We start from the raw sequence: 17,749 nt of genomic DNA, 5'->3' as shown, positions 1-17,749 counted from the left end.
GTTGACGAACATTCATTGGAAACCAAAAAAAATCGAAAAGCATGAAAGGGGTTTGAGAATTGGCTGATTTGTATTTCCATGAGAATTATGGCCGGCTATACGAAGAAATGGAGAATGGCAGCTGCGAAATATTTGAGTTTAATCATCCGCTTGGATTGATTAAGCATATGTTCATTAAACGGAAAATCCCTGTAGAAATTGATGGGAAAGCCTATTACGATATCGTTACGCCTTACGGATACGGCGGACCTTTAATCGTCTCATGTATACCGGGAGCGCAAAAAGAACTGGCTGACAAATTTCTGGAAGCTTTCAGTGAGTATTGCGTACAGAACGATATCATCAGTGAATTCATCCGTTTTCATCCGGTGCTTTCAAACGCCGATGACTTCGTAAACTGCTATAAGGTTTCGTATATCCGCAATACGGTTGGCACGCAGCTTAAAGAATATGACGATCCGGTGCAAAAAGAATTTTCAAAATCGACCAGGAAAAACATCCGCAAAGCTCTAGAAGCGGGGGTGGAATACCGATATACCGTTAACCCGCAGGACATCACTGAATTTAAAGCGATTTACCACCGCACGATGGCGCGCAACAATGCCGATTCGTACTATTATTTTGATGATGCTTATTTCGACAAGCTGCTCCAATTTTTTGGAGAAACCATCTTAATGGTAGAAGTGCTATACGAAGGACAAGTAATCGGAACTGGCCTGAATTATGTATATGGCGATAACATCCACACGCATTTATCAGGGACGCTTGAAGAATTCCATCATTTGTCGCCGGCTTATATCCTTCAATATGCATTGGTGGTCTGGGGCAAGGAAAACGGCTACGAGCTGATCCATGACGGAGGCGGCAGGACAAACAGTCTGGACGATAAATTATACATGTTCAAAAAACAGTTCGGCAAAAATACCACTTTTAAGTTTTTTATTGGCCAAAAAGTTTGGAACAGCCTTGTGTATAATGAACTGTGTGAATTGATGGGTGTTGAACAGGAAACGGAATATTTTCCGGCATACCGGTCAGTTTTGAGAAACGAAACCTTGAAGACGGTGAATTAAAATTAGAATAGAAAAGTAAAAGCAGGAGATCCAGCAAGCGGATCTCCTGCTTTTTTATTTGGGATTTTCGATTATTTATACTATTTAAACAATTTAACCTACTTTTAACCTAGACGCTTTAGTATAAGTTTCAATCAATAAGTTTAATGGAGGTGGAAGGCGAATAAAGCTTAGGGCCGGACAATTATTCGCCTTTGATCCGCTGGAAATAAAGGTGAAAAACAGCAGAAGAGGTTCAGCAGTTGAAGTCAAGCTGATACAAGTCATCAATGTTAAAAGCTAAAAGAATAAGCGCAAAAGAGGTAGAGATCCATGGAAAAAACCGTTATCGCCATTATGACAGTCATCGTAGTTACGAAAATACTTGGTTTTTCAAGAGACATATCCCTTTCCTATTTTTACGGCGCTGATGGATTAACGGATGCCTATCTGATATCTACAGACATCCCGACTGCATTTTTTTCGTTTGTCGGCATGGGAATAGCTGCCAGCTTCATTCCGATTTTTACGAAAATCCAGGAAACCCAAGGGGTAGGGGAAGCAAGAAAATTTACATCAAATGTTATCAATATGGTTTTGCTTGTATCGACCGGAATTGTGGTTTTGATCTTGCTTTTCCCGCAAGCCATCGTCAAAGTGTTCGCTTCAGGATTTGAAGGGGAAACGTTAAAAATCGCCATAGACTTTACACGCATAGCGGCACTCAGTATTTACTTCACGGCGTTGATTTATGTGTTCAACGGCTACCTGGAAGTCCATAAACGCTTTCTGCCGACTGTCCTTGCCGGCTTGCCGTTGAATCTGATGATGCTTTTCGTAATTTATATCAGTTCTTTTACAAATATTTATATTCTCTCAATCGGTACGCTCGTAGCGGTCGTCATTCAATTTCTGTTTCTGGTTCCCTGGATCCGCAAAACAGGATATCGCCACAGTTTCAAAATAGCGCCGAAGGAAAAGAATTTGAAGAAAATGATGTATTTAGCGATACCGGTCATTATCGGTGTTTCGGCAGACCAGATCAATGTACTGGTCGACCGTACGTTGGCCTCCCAGATTGTGGAAGGCGGCATTTCCGCTTTAACATACTCCCATCGCATCATTTTCTTCATCCAGGCCATTTTTGTAACGGCAGTAGTGACGGTCATGTTTCCGAAAATATCCAAACTCGCCGTTAACAAGAATATGGCCGAACTGAAACATATTGTCGGAAAAATCATCACCACCGTGGCATTGATTGTCATCCCGGCTGCAGTCGGCATCATGATTTTTTCCAAACAAATTACAGAATTGCTATTTGGCAGAGGGGCATTTGAAGCAAGCGAAGTGGCACTGACTTCTGGAGCGCTTTTCTTTTATGCGGTCGGCATGCTCGGCTTCGGACTGCGTGAAGTGCTCGTTAAAGTTTTCTACTCGCTGGAAGATTCCAGAACGCCGATGATCAGCGCTTTTGCTGCCATGTTTATAAATGTGGGACTAAACATTGTTCTATCAAGGTTTATGGGCATCAATGGCCTTGCACTTGCGACAAGCATCGCGACACTGTTTTGCACCGGGATTTTGTACTTATCGCTTGTAAAGAAAATAGGTTCCATGAATACCAAACAAATCACGCTGGATATCTTCAAAGCGGTTCTCGCTTCTATCGTGATGGGCTTTTCAGCAAAAAGCGCCTATTCGCTGCTAGTTGAAACGAGCCATGAGATTCTGGCGCTGGCCGGCGGAATCGGAGCAGGCATCCTGGTTTATGCCATTATGCTTTGGCTTCTCCAATTGAGTGATATGGGCTATTACAAATCACGAATTCTTGCCCTGGCAAAAAGATAAAAAGCAGCAGCAAACAAGACGCACAGTTTTACAGGAGGTGTTCCATCTATGCTCTTCGTATTGGCTTTCTTCATTATGGAAATTCTGGTCACCTATATGATCAAGGATTTTATCCCGCTGGGCGACGCATACGGCATGCTGATGCTTCTCGGCGGAATTGTCGCCATCACACTATATCTATTCAGAGTGCTGGAAAAAGAGTGGCTGACCATCATCTTTATCGGATTTTTTGTCCGGGTTATTGTCCTCTTCATCGATTTGTATGTTCCGTCCATCAGCATTTTCTCAAGCGGTACGGATACGGAATATTTCCATGAAGTGTCACTGCTTATCGCGCAGGGCATGTATCCGCTGGAAGACGGTGCCACCAACTACGTTCCGTTTTTATCTGCCATCTATTACATGATCGGCGACCAGCGGCCGTTTGTTCAATTTCTCAATGTGGCTTTCTGGGTATTCGCAGCCGTCTACTTGCTGAAGGCGATGATCCATCTGAACAGCGACAAGAAATTGATTTTCATCTCGGTGCTCATCTTTACAGCAATGCCGAACAGCATTTTCATGTCGAGCATCCTGCTGCGGGAATCAATCATTATTTTCCTTATCACCGTGTCGCTTTACTATTTCATCCGGTGGTTTACAGACGGCGGGTTCTTACATTTCCTGCTGGCAGTCGTTTTGGCCTTTGTGTCAATGCTATTCCATTCAGGAATGATCGGGTTTGTGGCAGCTTATGTACTAGCTTTTCTGTTCCTTAGTTCTAAAAAAGCGAACAGATCTAACCAGGCCCTATTGTATCTTATTTTCTTTGCGGTACTTGGAGTTGTCATGTTCCAGAACGCGGAACTTTTTCTCGGCAAATTTATAACTCCGGAAGGGACCGTAATTACGGAAATCGAGATATCAAGCGACGGCGGATCGGTTTACCTGTCCAGCTTGAACGGCTTGACAGGCATTTCTGCCCTGCTCGTGGCGCCGCTCAAAATGTTTTACTTTATGTTTTCCCCTTTGCCTCTGGATTGGCGGGGCATGGGGGATATCGTCAGTTTCTTCTTCGATTCATCGGTTTACTTGTTCCTGGTGGGCGCGACTATTTTTGGGCTGGTCAAGAGCGATATGCCCATACGGAATAAAATCTTCATTTTACTGTTCTTGATTGTTACTGTATTTGTTTATTCGTATGGCACACAGGCTGCGGGAACAGCGATGCGCCATCGCAATAAAATTATTCCACTGTTGTTGATCACATTCACCATGTCGAATACAAAGCAATTGTTCACATTGGCCGAAGTTCGATGGAAGCAGAAAAAAGGAGAGCGGATTGCATGATGATCGACAAGTTAAAAATAGCGGTGGTCGGCCTTGGCTATGTCGGCTTGTCGGTCGCTGCTACTTTTTCCAAAAAGTACAGCGTTATCGGCTTTGATATCGACGATAAGCGCATTGAAGCGCTTTCTTCGGGCATTGACAGCACCCATGAAATAGAAGAGTGGGAAAGGGACGCCTGCACGATTGAGTTTACAGCGGATCCAGCAAGGATTAGAGAAGCAGGATTTATTATCGTTGCTGTGCCGACGCCGATTGACAGCCGGAACCAGCCGGATTTAAGAAAATTGATGGCAGCCTGCCAAATAATCGGGCGGCATATGAAAAAAGCGGCGGTTGTGGTTTTCGAGTCAACGGTCTATCCGGGAGCAACGGAAGAACAATGCATTCCGGTTCTGGAAGAATATTCAGGGCTTGAAGCAGGAAGCGAATTTTTTGTCGGCTATTCCCCTGAACGCGTCCAGTCCAAAGAGAAAAAACAGGCGTATGCCAAAACCAAAAAAGTGGTTTCCGGGCAAAACGAGGCTGTCCTGGACTTTGTTGCATCGGTCTATGAAAGCGTCTTTGAAGCGGGGGTTTATAAAGCTAAATCGATCCGCATTGCTGAAGCCGCCAAAGTTGTCGAGAACACCCAGCAAGATATCAATATCGCTTTTATAAATGAAATTGCACTTATTTTCAACCGCCTCGGCATTGACACCAATGACGTATTGGAAACGGCAGGAACCAAAAAGAGTTTCTTGAAGTTCACCCCCGGGCTGGTGGGGGGGAGGCGGATTGGATTTGACTCTTATTACTTGAGCCATGTTGCCCAGGAAACCGGGTTTCATCCGGAAATGATTTTAGCGGGAAGGCGCATCAATGACGGCATCAGCAGGTTCATCGCCAGAACCGTCGTCAAAAAGCTGGCAAAAAACAATATTACAGCCAAAGGTGCGCGCGTCACGGTGCTCGGCGTCACTGATAAAGAGGATGTCCCGGAACTCCGGAATTCCAAAGTGCTTGACCTTATTGCGGAACTCCAGGAATACGGAATAGAAGTTCAGCTGGCAGATTGCTGCACCGATCCAAACGAGATGGAGCGGAGATACGGGCTGGCCCTTACTTCAGAATTCGAATTGCTTCCTGCCTCTGCAGTTATCCTGGCGGTTCCCCATAAAGCCTACAAAGAAGCGGGATGGAGATTGTTTGAAAAGCTTCTCCAAAATAAAGAAGGATTGGTTTTTGATATTAAAAGCGTTTTGAATCAAGATGAAAAACCGGAACAAATCGAGCTTTGGCGATTATAAGGAGGAAAAGGAATGGCAACTGAAAACAGAGCGGTTATGAGGAAACAGGCAAATTGGTCCAGGTATGTCGCACGCATTTGTGCATGGCTTTTTGCATTGATGCTGCTGATCTTGCTGTCACCGCTTTTTGCGGTAATCGGGGCGCTCATTAAACTGGATTCAAAAGGGCCGGTCTTTTTCATTCAGAAACGGGGCGGCCGGTATGGAAATCATTTTAAAATCTATAAATTCCGCACCATGTTCAGCGACCCGGCCAAAGAACGGCTGGATATCGATGTACTTGAAGACGATCCGCGGATCACCAGAGTAGGCCATATTTTAAGAAGCACAAGTTTAGATGAATTGCCTCAATTAATCAATATCGTCAAAGGAGATATGGCTTTTGTCGGCCCAAGGCCAACAATGCCCTCACAGACGGATAATTACAATGAGTACCAAAAACAGCGTCTTCTCATTAGGCCCGGTGTTACCGGGCTGGCTCAAATCAGCGGCAGAAATGCGCTAACCTGGGATGAGAAAATTGATTTGGACATCGAATACATCGGACGCAAAAGCATACGCTATGACCTTTATATCATCATCCAAACCTTCTTCAAAGTGATCAAATCTGAAGGTGTTTATAGCAATGAATAAAAGGGATGAAGGAGAGGCTTTTTTAATAAGTCCGGCATTGATGGCTTGGTGCCGTGCGACATTCAAAGGAGAGAGAGCGAATGGGTGCTAAAGTGATTCAGGCAGTGACCGTTTCAGAAAGCTTGTTTTTTATGGCTGGCCAGATCAGTCATCTGAAAAAAAGCGGCTACGAAGTAAAAACCTTAAGTTCAGACGGCAAATATATTGAACGGTTTAAAAAGATGGAAGATGTGCCTATGTTGCTGGTGGATATGGAGCGGGAAATCTCGTTGCTTAATGACTTTAAATCGCTGCTGAAGTGTATCAGTGTTATCCGCCGTGAACGCCCGGACATTGTGAATGCCAGTACTCCGAAAGCCGGCTTGATTGTAACGCTGGCCGCTTATTTATGCGGGGTGCCCATACGAATTTATACGATGCGCGGGCTGCGCCTGGAAACCACAAGTGGCCTGAAGCGAAAAATCCTGATTGCGGCAGAAAAAGTGGCCACTGCTTCAGCAACGCATTGCCTGGCAGTTTCAGAAAGCTTAAAAGCACAGGTATCTGGCTTGGGAATTGCACCGAAAGAAAAAATTTCTGTTCTGGGCAAAGGGAGTGGAGAAGGTTTTGAACTTTCGAAATTCCAGCTGAGCGACAATCTGGAAAACGATATTCAATCAAAACGGAAAGAGTACGGGTTGACGGAGCAGCATATTGTGTTTGGCTTTGTTGGGCGCATGACAAAAGACAAAGGAATAGCAGAACTGGTCGATTCCTTCCTGAAGCTTCGTAAGACGCAACCAAATCTTCGGCTGCTGATTATTGGAGGCTATGAAGATGCGGATCCGGTAGAAGATGCGGTGAAGCAAGAAATTCGAGAAAATCCTGAAATCATCCATGCGGGTTATCAAGCGGATCCAATTCCGTTTTTTCATATCATGGACGTTTTTGTCTTTTTAACAAAACGGGAAGGTTTTGGCAATGTTGCGATTGAAGCTGCCCTCTCAAAAACTCCGGTAATTGCAGCAAATGTAACCGGCGCCAAGGACACAGTTTTAGATGGCAAGACCGGCTTTCTGGTAGATCCCGAAAATCCGCAGGATGTTTTGGAGAAACTCGAGCTGCTGGCTCTCGCGCCTGAACTGCGCCGGAAAATGGGTGAACAGGCAGAAAAATGGGCAATTGAAAATTTCAGCAACGAGACGCTGTGGAAAGAACTGGACCGCTATTATCAGGAATGTCTTGTCGGCAATATGAAAGCGGTTGAACAAACCCATTAGGTTAAGCTTATACGATGTGGATGAGGAGGATATTATGACTTACTACTATATTGCGGCTAAAGGTATTTTAGCCATCAAAACCAATATGAAAGAGTTCAAGTGGTCCTTCGGCCACAATATGCCGGAGGCCACCCAACAGGAGTATGAGCAATGTGAAGTGAAAATCAATTTGGTTGTTGAAGAATTCAATGAAGACAATCAGCTGGAAACGCTCGGAAAATACCATTATTTCAGCGGAGCGCCAGGACAAAACAAAATCTACTATACGCGGAATCTAGCGATGAAAGAAAAGATGCGCATCAAGGCAGAGAACTTGTTATCTGATGAGCCCAAAATCACGGTGAACCGAAATTATTATAAGTTAATCACGCATCGCATTATGAACCTGCATTCCATCGGCTATATTTTAACAGACCTCGCTTGTGTCCTTTTGCTGAAAAAAGGATTTGCGCCTATCCATTGTTCCGCTTTTAAGAAAAACCAGTCCACGGTGGCTGTTTTTGCCCCACCTGGTACAGGCAAAACTTTGAGCAGCATGATGGCTTGTATAGACCATCAGGCGCAATTTATTGCGGAAGATTTAGCAATAACAGACGGAAGAAAAATTTATGCTGTTCCATGGACTAGCACATTCCGTTTTTATTCGAATATGGAGCAAAGCAGAGGATCGAAACTGAAGAATAGGGCAACTAAGGTATTTCCGCCATTGGAATATGTCTCTTTCACAAAAGCCACGCCTGTAACTCGTTATGTAGACAGCAATGAAATTCTGGATGCGGAAGAAGTGACTCATGTTGGAATACTGGAAAAAGGAAGCAGTGAAGTCATTATTCAATCCGAGCTTGAAGCATTTCGAAAGCTCATCAACTTTAACCGCAATGCTTTCCATTATTTAAAATCTCCTTTGTTGACGGCGTATGAATTTTTTAATCCGGATCTTAATATAGACGATGCCGCTTCTGCTGAAAAAGAAATTCTGAAATTGCTGGTCCATAACAGCCAGAAAGTTTTTTCAGTCAAAGACATCGACCCTACTCATTATGCGGGGATCTTGATCAATCAAATGGAGCCAAAAACAGTAGGTTAACTTGAATGCGCGAATATAAAAAGGAGGGGGAAGCATGGCCGTTAAAGTTATGCATGCAGTGACGGTTCCACAAAGCTTAAAACTGATGAGAGGGCAGCTAGCTTACCTTGAAAAGCAAGGTTATGAAGTAGGGGCCATTTCTTCAGAAGGGGATTACATCGAAACATATGAAGCATATGAAGGCGTAAAGGTTCTGACAGTAAACATGGAAAGGGAAATTTCCCTCATACAGGACTTCAAATCTCTAATGGCTTGTATTCGCCTCATCCGAAAAGAACGACCGGATATTATCAACACCGGAACGCCAAAGGCCGGTCTGATTGTTACATTGGCCGCTTTCATATGCAGAGTGCCGATCCGGATTTACAACGTGCTGGGCTTGAGAATGGAAACTACAAAAGGCTTGAAACGGCAAATTTTATTGACCGCTGAAAAAATTGCTGCCGCTGCTGCTACCGATGTGTTATCTGTATCTTCCAGCTTAAAAGAGCAATTGATCGAACTTGGAATTGCTCCGGATGAAAAAATCCGAATTTTTGGCAAAGGGAGCTACAACGGCTTTGACTTGGAAGCATTTAAACGGACAGAGGAGTTGCAGGCAGAAATTGAAAGACTACGCCATTTGTATGGTTTGACGAACGAGCATACAGTTCTTGGCTATGTCGGAAGATTGACGAAAGATAAAGGGATTGAAGAATTGGTTGAATCATTCCTTCAATTACATGAAAAAAATCCTGAAATGCGATTGCTTGTTGTCGGCGAATTTGAAACCGGAGATCCAGTAAAACCTCAAACATATAATGAAATCAACAATAACCCTCACATTATTTATATTGATTACCAGAAAAATCCGATACCATTCTACTTTTTGATGGATGTTTTCGTGTTTTTGACAAAGCGTGAAGGCTTTGGCAATGTTTCACTGGAAGCCTCATTGGCTGGAGTGCCTGTACTGGCAGCTGATGTGACAGGAGCGAAAGATACGGTTATTCCAGGAGAAACCGGGTTGCTGGTCAATCCAACGGACATTAGGGAAATTACAGAAAAAATCTCTACTCTTCTTTCAAATCCAGACCTCCGGGCGAAAATGGGAGCCAACGGAAAAAAATGGGGAGAAGAGCATTTCAGCAATGAACTGATTTGGGGAGAAATGGATAGCTTCTACCAGCAATTGCTAATTCAAAAAGTGGCTGCATTCGAAGTGAATTAATGAAGTAATAGGCTGCGAATAGCTTCATTCAGCTAGTATATTTCAGCACATTGGATTGATAAAGCTTTAGCATGTCCGACAAAAAGGTTAATAAATGCCGCCATCACTTCTATCAGGAATTGATTGCGGCATTTTATTTGCGCTATGATGGAAGCAGTTGAATAAAACAATGCAAGGAGTGGGGAAATGAACTATTATGCAGTGTTCCTGCCAATGGCAGACCGGGAGAAAAGTGAGCGGTTCCGTCCGCAGCATTTGGATTTCTTAGAAAAGATGAGAAACGCCGGCCATGTTCGGGCAAACGGGAAGTTTACTGATGGATCCGGGGGATTGGTCATTTATAAAGCCGTCTCATTTGAAGAATGTGAGGCCTTCGTGAATCAGGACCCATATATTCAAAACGGAGCACGGAAATACGACATCCATGAATGGGAAGCTGTATGGGCTGACTAGCCGAACAACTTATGTAAAACAGCATAAAATACTAGACATGTTTTTTGAAAACTTGAAAAAATCCGTTCTTCCTGTTTAAGGAAGACCGGCTTTTTGTACTTATTTTGCTGTCGCAAAGTCTGAATAAGATTCTTTCGGGCTTGGACCATAGGCATTGGTGCCTGATTGGCTGTCCAGCAAACTGAAAATAAACAAAGTCATCCAGCCGATAAGCGGAATAAAAGTAAGCAGTACCCACCAGCCGCTTCTGCCGATGTCATGAAGCCGTCTAACGGTCACGGAGAATGTAGGGATAATGATTAAAAGAGAAAAGAGTCCGCCGAGTACACCAATATCTTCGGTCAATTGAAGTCCCGCAATCACATCAATAATAGATAAGACAATGCTGATGACTGTAGTAAATAGAACGAACAACCAGTATTCCTTTCTTCTGGAACGTCCGGAGAAGTCAAAAGTCTTTTTAAACACGTCTATAAATTCTTTCATATGTTTTCACCGCCTTCCGGTTGCAAAGTTTAATTGATTATATCAAGTAGAACCTACTTTAGCTATGTATTTTTTAGATAATAATGCTTGCTAAATGGAATATTTGTGCATTAAATAGAATCTTTTTAATCAGTGAAAGTTTGTGAGTAACTTTATTTCTTTAAAATTTTTGTTGTTGTCGTGCTTAAAGGAATTAAATCGCTTCCGGAAAGTTTAAAGCATAAGCAGAAAGGAAATATTATTTCAGTATCGCTTCTCTGAAAATGGAAAGCGGAATTTCAAAAATGGGAAGTGGCAAAACATGAAAAAGGCAAAAGCATTTTTGGCAGGGTCGCTGATTTTAAACATCCTGTTTATAGGAATTGGCGGTTACATTATACATAAGCAAGGTGGAATCACATTTATAAAAGAGCAAGTCGCCAATGCAACTTCGCCTCAAAAATATCCTGATTATTATCTGCAAAACAAAAACATTTTTGAATCAATAGAGGTGGCAGAAACCGATAAAATATTTGTCGGCGACAGCATCACCGACCACGGCGAGTTTCAGGAATACTATCCTGGCCAGACTGTTTTAAACCGGGGAATTTCCGAGGATACTTCAGCCGGTGTCCTGAACCGTATTAAAGAAGTGGCCGAACGAAAGCCTAAAGAAGTATATATCATGATTGGCATCAATGATATTGGAGCAGGAACCGATGCAAAAACATACCGGAAGAATGTGGACAGCATCATTCAGTCTTTTGATAAGGATGCGACGAAAGTGGTCCTTCAATCGATCTTGCCGATCAACAACCGTGATTTTAACAATGACTTATCAAATAAAACGGTCCATGAATTTAATGCCATTCTTCAACAATTGGCACAACAACGCGGAGTCGAATATATGGATTTGCAAACAGCTTTCGAAGACTCGGATGGCCAGTTGAAAAAAGACCTTACGATTGACGGCATCCACTTAAAAGGTGAAGGTTATCGAATCTGGATGGACAAATTAAATCAACGCTGAAAAATCTGAAGCACTTCTATTAGAAGTGCTTCTTTATTAATGTGATATTATAGTCTTTTTCTTTCAATTATAGTAAAGTGAGATTAATATTTGTTTTTTATTTACAATTTTTAATGGATTATTTTTCTTGGATAATTAACAGGTGTGTTGATAAAAGTTGCAGTTAAAAGGAGTCAAAATGGATGGTGAATGTTTTTCTTTGGGTGGTTGGAATACTCCTGGCGTTTCAATTGATTTTATTGTTTGGATTAATCATATGGAAAACGCGTACGCTCTCGAAAGAAAAGAGACTCGGAGAAGAAGTGGAACGGCTAATGCCCCAGTTCAAAGAATATATAGAAGGAAGCCCTTCAGGAAAAACGAAACTTCCCGAAAATGTGAATATGCAGGCAGCTGCCATCGAAAAAACACTTGATCAATTGATGTCTGAAGCTGCTGCTGAACAGGAAAAGAAAAAAGTGATGGAACTGGCTGATCAGAATTTAAGCGCCTACTATAAGAAAATATTAAAAAAGGGGAAATGGGCTGACCGGATTAATACATTGTACTTTATCGAAGATTTCCGGATGGCGTCTCTTCAAGAGGAGGTTTTCCAGCATTTCAAAAAGTTGCACAAACAAGACGAGGAGTACCGGCAATGCCTGCGTTCAGCAGCGGTCTTGCAGGACCCTAAAGTCATTGATGTGCTGTTTGCCAATCATACCTTATCAACAGGTTTCATCAAAGAAATCCTATTCAGGCTAAATCCATCCCTTTTAGTGGATTTATCGCAGCGTATAACGGTTGAAGATAAAGCATCAGAGAATTTGTTGTTTGCTTTCATTGCGATAAATGGGGAACAGAAGAACGAATTGTTTTTCCCGTTTGTTGAAAATATGATGTTGGATAACAGGCTGGAAGTGCGGATCAAAGCCATGAAGAGTTTGTGCAATTATGAGAAATTGCAGGATCCGTCCAAACTTTCGCGATTTTTTAAATCAGCTAATTGGGAAGAACGGATGTATGCTGCCAAACTGACCGGTGCCTGCAGACTGAATGAGTTTACAGAATCATTGGTTGATCTCTTTTCCGACCCGGTTTGGTGGGTGCGCTTTTCGGCGGCGGACAATATTTATGAATTGGACAACGGGGCAGGCATTTTGAAGCGCATTGGAGCAACGAGCAAGGATGCATATGCCCGGGATATTGCGATGCATATGCTGACAAGAAAAGGTGGTAAAAGCCAATGAGTGAATTATGGAGCACCATTTTAGAAGTTGCTTCTTGGACCATCATAATTTACATGTTGTCTGCGAACTTGATTTATTTAGGGATGTTTTTAATGGCAAGCCCCAAAATCAAGCGGGAGAAGAAACTAAATCGCCTGGAACAAATTGAAGAAATGATGGTCAATAAAGATACGTATCCAGTTTCGGTTCTTGTGCCTGCATATAATGAGGAAGCGGGCGTAGCAAGCACGGTGCATTCGCTGCTGTCGCTGCATTATCCACAGTTTGAAATAATTGTTGTAAATGACGGTTCTACCGATGGCACCAGCGAAAAGCTGCTGGAACCGTTTCAAATGGAACCGATCGAACTGGCGACGCGGAGCTATTTTAAAACAGGGAAATTGGTAAAGGCGTATCAGTCGAAGATTCATCCGAACTTGTTTTTACTTGAAAAGGAAAATGGCGGAAAAGCCGATGCGCTGAATGCAGGCATCAATTTTTCCCACTATCCTTATTTTGCTGCAATTGACGGCGACTCTGTTCTGGAAAAAGATGCACTTCTGAAAACGATTAAGCCGATTATCGACTCTGGCGGGAAAGTTACCGCTACCGGCGGCACGGTGCGGATTGCCAATGGGTGTAAAATTGGCAGCGATGGTGTGATCAAACAAGTGAAGCTGCCGAAACGCCCTCTTGAAATTATGCAGATCATCGAATATTTCCGTTCTTTCCTGATTGGCCGTTTAGGGTTTAGCCGAATCAATATCCTCTTAATCATCTCCGGGGCATTCGGTGTATTTGAAAAAAGCCGCGTTATTAAGGTAGGGGGATACAATCCGGCTACGGTCGGAGAGGATATGGAACTGATTGTGCGGATTCACCGCTCGATTAAAGAAGAGAAATTCGACCAGCGCATTGAGTATATTCAGGATCCCGTGTGCTGGACAGAAGCGCCGAGCACCATTCAATCACTTCGTGCCCAGCGGATTCGCTGGCAGCGCGGACTTGCTGAAACCATTTGGATGCACCGTAAAATGCTGTTCCATCCAAAATATAAGGGAATCGGCATGTTTTCAATGCCTTACTTTTTGTTCATTGAATTGCTGAGTGCGGTTTTTGAGATTCTGGGATATGCCGTTATTATCAGCGGCTTCCTCTTTTCGCTGGTCGATACCGAGATTGTCGTTGTGATGCTGCTTGTCATGATCTTGTATGGTTCGCTCTTGTCTTCTCTCGCTGTGCTGCTTGAAGAATGGACTTATCATAAATATCCGGAGAGCAAAAGCATTGTCGTGCTGTTTTGCTACGCATTAACAGAAACGTTCTGGTACCGGATTGTCATGAATTTCTGGCGCGTCCAGGGATTGGTCGTGGCTGTTACGAAAAAGTCTGTATGGGGCAATATGGAACGGCAAGGCGTCTTCTCAAAAGAAGAAGGAACATAAAAAAGAAAGCTCGCATTCGCTGCGAGCTTTCTTTTTGTTATTCGGTCTTTTCAAACAAGTCCTGCAAAATATAGTAGGATTGTTTCAGGCGTTCGTCTGTTTTTGGAAGGTCCCATTTTTTCCATGAATAGCTGGCTTCCTGGCCTTCAGGGAAGTACCCGGCAAGCCGGCCTTTGGAATCTGTCAGCGTAGCAGCAGCTGTTATGCCTTCAACGTTCATCGAAGCTTCGATTCCGTCTTTCCACATATCTCCGGCAAACTCGCGCTGACTCGGGTCTTTGGCATTCAATAGCATCCAGGGAATCCGGATTTCCAAAATACCCGTTTCTTCTGAATAGTACCAGTCGCTTAGCGAGTTATAATCTTTGGATTCCGGATTGGCATTTCCGAATTGCAGAACGCCGGTTTCATAAGCCGAAAAAGGAAGGACTTCGCCTGTATCCGGCCGTGTAATTTCCTTATTCAATGCCAAACGGATCGGATGGAATTCAGTCGAAATATTTTTCTCCGATTTTGGAATCATTTTCAAGCGTTCTGCATAATCATAGTAGAACGAATCATAGTCGCCGGCCACTAGAAGCTGTGCAGCATCTTTTCCATCAAGCTTCAAATGGAAATCAGCGTTGAACTTCTTGTCCGGGGCTGATTCGACCGGTATGCCTTTACCGTTTCGAAGATTGAAGTAAAGGTTGAATTCTTCTTTTTTCCACCAATCCTTCTGGTCTTCGCTGAATTCGGCCTTGATGTACAAATACCGCTCATCGTGTTCCATTGCAAGTGACTCCAATGAATTTTCACCATTCTTTAACAAGGTTTTTCCTGATTTCCAATCATCTTCACCATCAACTTTTACCTTAAGGGTATCAAAGCTGAGCAAGCCGAACTGCTGCTCGTTCGTCTGGGCATTCGACCAGAACGGACGGCGGTCGGGATTGTCATAATCCATCGTATTCCAGGTGCGTTTAAACCATTCATCTTGCCAAGTGAAGACGAGGCCGCCGAGCATGCCTTCATTCAAAATGTCTTCGTAAAGGCGCTGGGCAATTTCGCCTTGCTGCTGTTCAGAAATAAACCCTTGGTTCCAGCCGAATGGATTTTCATGCGTTTTTCCGCGAGAAGCCGGAACGCCAAATTCGGCTATCAGTATCGGCATTTCGTGGGAATCATTCAAATCCTTCAAATACCCGGCATAGTTATTGCGTTCGCCTCGATGGTCAATAAATTCTGTGTACTTTTCTTCGAGGTTTAAAAAATCAGGATAGTATGGATAGACATGATAAGATGCAAACATGCCGACTTCCTGAATCGCATCTTTTGATTTGATGTGATTTGGATCTACAGAGGCGATATCTTCTTTATCGCTTGGTTCTGCAGGCTGGTCCAAATTATCGGTTGTGACCCAGTTCGTAAAGCTTAGCGGACGCATGCTATCGTATTTGCCCATTTCATAATCGGCTAAGACATCCAGCTGCACGGCGAGCCAGTGCTCCATCGGGTTGGCGCCTTCTGTCGCGACATACTGGCCGTCGTAATCGCCCAGTTCAGGGTGCAGATGGTTCATCTCATCGACCATATCAGGGAACCATTCAATGCCGATGACCCAGCCAATGACATATGGAGATATGTCAGCCTTATATGTTCCGGATGCATGGCCGGGTTTTTCTTCAACTGTTGCGTTGCCGTGGACAACATCCACAATTTTTTTCATTTCATTCTGGAAATTTTGAGTGATATCCTTATCGAATGCATCCAGCTTTTCCACAAGCGGTTCTTCGTCCACCCAGACCCCGTGGTATAGATACAGAGGAGTTTCCGCTTTTTCGTTATAGCTCTTTAAGGCATCATAAAAAGCGGGAGGGTGAAGTGTATAAACGCGGATGGCGTTGGCGTTCATTTCTCCAATCTGTTTAAACCAGCGGTCGTATTCTTCGCGGGTAATCGCAGCTTCCCCAGGAAATGTTCCGGGTTTCGCCATTCCCATATTAACGCCTTTGACCGTAAATGGCTGCCATTTATCGTCCTGATACACCTCAAACGTTTGGCCGTTGATTCGGGAAGGGTAGCTGATGCCATCTTGTTCCGCCTGAACAACTGCTGCAGATTCCTTTTTTGCTGTACTTTGTTTTTGTTTCGTCTTTGCCAAAATGCTTTCCATCATTGGTGCATACGTTTTCCAATAAAAAGCAGTTTCGGAATCTGCATCATTGGCGGAAAGAAGAGATTTGATTTTTGCAAAACCGCTGTATTGATAAAAACCAGGAACCTCTCCAATGTCCACAAAATCTCCGGCAAACAGATAGATATCTGAATCATTTTTCTGCAGCTGCAAAATTGCCGGGAATTGTGCAGGAATTCCATGCTCATTCAAAATAGCCGATCCTGAATCAGTTAAGTCCCATTCATAGTCAGCCAGCACGTTTTCACTGGCTGCCGGTTCACTGATATCAAACCAGTATTTGAATGCAGGAGAATCGTTTAACGAAAATAGATCCTGGCCCTTTTCGTTAAATGCCAGTTTTATCCCTTCTGCTCCTACATCGCCTCGTTCTTCGGATAAAACGACAATCTCTTCGTTTTGATCGTTGACGAGTATAAAGCCGGGACCGTTGTAATTCCAAGTTTCTCCGGATTTCTCAAACCTGGAAACGACCCATTTCGGTACTTCTTCTCCGGGTTCGCTTAATTCGCCAAAATACCGGCCGCTCCAGCCAGTTGAGTCGATGCCGAGAAAATCGGTCATGTCCTGTCGCACGTCTTCATCCGTAGGAGAGGCAAAGGAGTTAAACTCGATTACAAGATCAGAGCCGGCATCCGCAACTTGGTTTTTGATCGTATCCCATTCTTCAATTTCCATTCCTCCGTATAAAAGAGACGGAGCTGTTTCTTCCTGGGGTTCCATCCATGGCAAGTTGTCTTCATAAACGCCATACGTATCAGCCAAGTAGATTAAGTCCGTGTTTTCAAATGACTCCGGCACTTCACGGATGTCATAGGATTTCTGGGCTTCATTGGGAACAAAGCCGTAATAATCGCTGTCTTTTTTATAGCTTGTGCCGTCAGCTTTCTCGTACTGGTAATGATTAAGGAGCCAGGTCAAGCCATGATGTTCCCGGTATTCCTCATTCGGAACCGTCTTATCTATAATCGCTACTTGGAGCTGTTCTTTGCTTTGCAGGTTCCATAAAACAATTGGCAAGGCCAGTAAGATAATGATTACACTAATTGTAGAAATGATTTTTTTCATTTAGAAACTCCTTTTTATCCTCTATTAAATAGAAAACCTTGGAATATTATAGCTTATATTGCTGGAAATGCGTATAAAAATAGGTATTTTGTTAATAAGAATTAGAAAAAATTTACTAATAACAAATTTTTTATATAATCCGGATTTGGCCTCAAAGAAGCCGATTCTAAACTGGCCAAAAAGTACACACTTTGTTCAGC

General features: G+C 43.3%; 14 protein-coding genes. 12 read left to right on the top strand and 2 right to left on the bottom strand.

Annotated features, from left to right (window positions below; genetic code table 11):
* Positions 1-59 precede the first annotated feature (59 nt).
* From HU147_RS05120 to HU147_RS05080, 9 genes are all read left to right on the top strand, one after another.
* A complete protein-coding gene (locus HU147_RS05120) occupies positions 60-1,073 on the top strand; it encodes a GNAT family N-acetyltransferase (RefSeq protein ID WP_224075218.1) in 1,014 nt (337 codons plus the stop codon).
* A gap of 312 nt (positions 1,074-1,385) precedes the next feature.
* A complete protein-coding gene (gene murJ / locus HU147_RS05115; RefSeq protein WP_224075217.1) occupies positions 1,386-2,900 on the top strand; it encodes a murein biosynthesis integral membrane protein MurJ in 1,515 nt (504 codons plus the stop codon).
* 48 nt (positions 2,901-2,948) lie between these two features.
* Positions 2,949-4,229 (top strand): hypothetical protein, encoded by a 1,281-nt coding sequence (locus HU147_RS05110; RefSeq protein ID WP_224075216.1) that lies wholly within the window; start codon positions 2,949-2,951, stop codon positions 4,227-4,229.
* Positions 4,226-5,515, top strand: coding sequence for a nucleotide sugar dehydrogenase (locus HU147_RS05105; RefSeq protein WP_317985488.1), 1,290 nt, complete (start codon positions 4,226-4,228; stop codon positions 5,513-5,515). Before HU147_RS05110 ends, HU147_RS05105 begins: the two co-directional genes overlap by 4 nt.
* Before the next feature lie 12 nt (positions 5,516-5,527).
* The gene (locus HU147_RS05100; protein ID WP_224075215.1) at positions 5,528-6,148 is read left to right on the top strand and encodes a sugar transferase; all 621 of its coding nucleotides are present in this window, start codon (positions 5,528-5,530) and stop codon (positions 6,146-6,148) included.
* Between the two features lie 80 nt (positions 6,149-6,228).
* Positions 6,229-7,407, top strand: coding sequence for a glycosyltransferase family 4 protein (locus HU147_RS05095; protein WP_224075214.1), 1,179 nt, complete (start codon positions 6,229-6,231; stop codon positions 7,405-7,407).
* Between the two features lie 34 nt (positions 7,408-7,441).
* Complete coding sequence (locus HU147_RS05090) at positions 7,442-8,494, top strand: hypothetical protein (RefSeq protein WP_224075213.1); 1,053 nt, start codon at positions 7,442-7,444, stop codon at positions 8,492-8,494.
* 34 nt (positions 8,495-8,528) lie between these two features.
* Positions 8,529-9,704 (top strand): glycosyltransferase family 4 protein, encoded by a 1,176-nt coding sequence (locus tag HU147_RS05085; protein ID WP_224075212.1) that lies wholly within the window; start codon positions 8,529-8,531, stop codon positions 9,702-9,704.
* Between the two features lie 186 nt (positions 9,705-9,890).
* Positions 9,891-10,157, top strand: coding sequence for a YciI family protein (locus HU147_RS05080; protein ID WP_224075211.1), 267 nt, complete (start codon positions 9,891-9,893; stop codon positions 10,155-10,157).
* Between the two features lie 99 nt (positions 10,158-10,256).
* On the opposite strand, the gene HU147_RS05075 is transcribed toward HU147_RS05080, so the two are convergent.
* Complete coding sequence (locus HU147_RS05075) at positions 10,257-10,643, bottom strand: DUF805 domain-containing protein (protein ID WP_224075210.1); 387 nt, start codon at positions 10,641-10,643, stop codon at positions 10,257-10,259.
* Positions 10,644-10,944: 301 nt separating this feature from the next.
* On the opposite strand from HU147_RS05075, the gene HU147_RS05070 reads away from it, so the two are divergent.
* The 3 genes from HU147_RS05070 (at position 10,945) to HU147_RS05060 (ending at position 14,305) form a co-directional block, all read left to right on the top strand.
* Positions 10,945-11,652 carry a DUF459 domain-containing protein gene (locus HU147_RS05070; RefSeq protein WP_224075209.1) on the top strand — a complete coding sequence of 236 codons (708 nt, stop codon included), beginning with the start codon at positions 10,945-10,947 and terminating at the stop codon, positions 11,650-11,652.
* Between the two features lie 182 nt (positions 11,653-11,834).
* Positions 11,835-12,881: a HEAT repeat domain-containing protein gene (locus HU147_RS05065; protein ID WP_224075208.1), complete on the top strand. Its 1,047-nt coding sequence runs from the start codon at positions 11,835-11,837 to the stop codon at positions 12,879-12,881.
* On the top strand, positions 12,878-14,305 hold the full coding sequence (locus HU147_RS05060) for a glycosyltransferase family 2 protein (RefSeq protein WP_224075207.1): 1,428 nt from the start codon (positions 12,878-12,880) through the stop codon (positions 14,303-14,305). Before HU147_RS05065 ends, HU147_RS05060 begins: the two co-directional genes overlap by 4 nt.
* A gap of 37 nt (positions 14,306-14,342) precedes the next feature.
* On the opposite strand, the gene HU147_RS05055 is transcribed toward HU147_RS05060, so the two are convergent.
* Entirely contained in the window at positions 14,343-17,549 is a 3,207-nt protein-coding gene (locus HU147_RS05055; RefSeq protein WP_224075206.1) for a hypothetical protein, read from the bottom strand.
* Positions 17,550-17,749 lie beyond the last annotated feature (200 nt).

The sequence above is a fragment of the Planococcus chinensis genome (genome assembly GCF_020071995.1).
GTDB lineage: Bacteria > Bacillota > Bacilli > Bacillales_A > Planococcaceae > Planococcus > Planococcus chinensis_A.
This window is presented reverse-complemented; position numbering and strand designations above follow the sequence as displayed.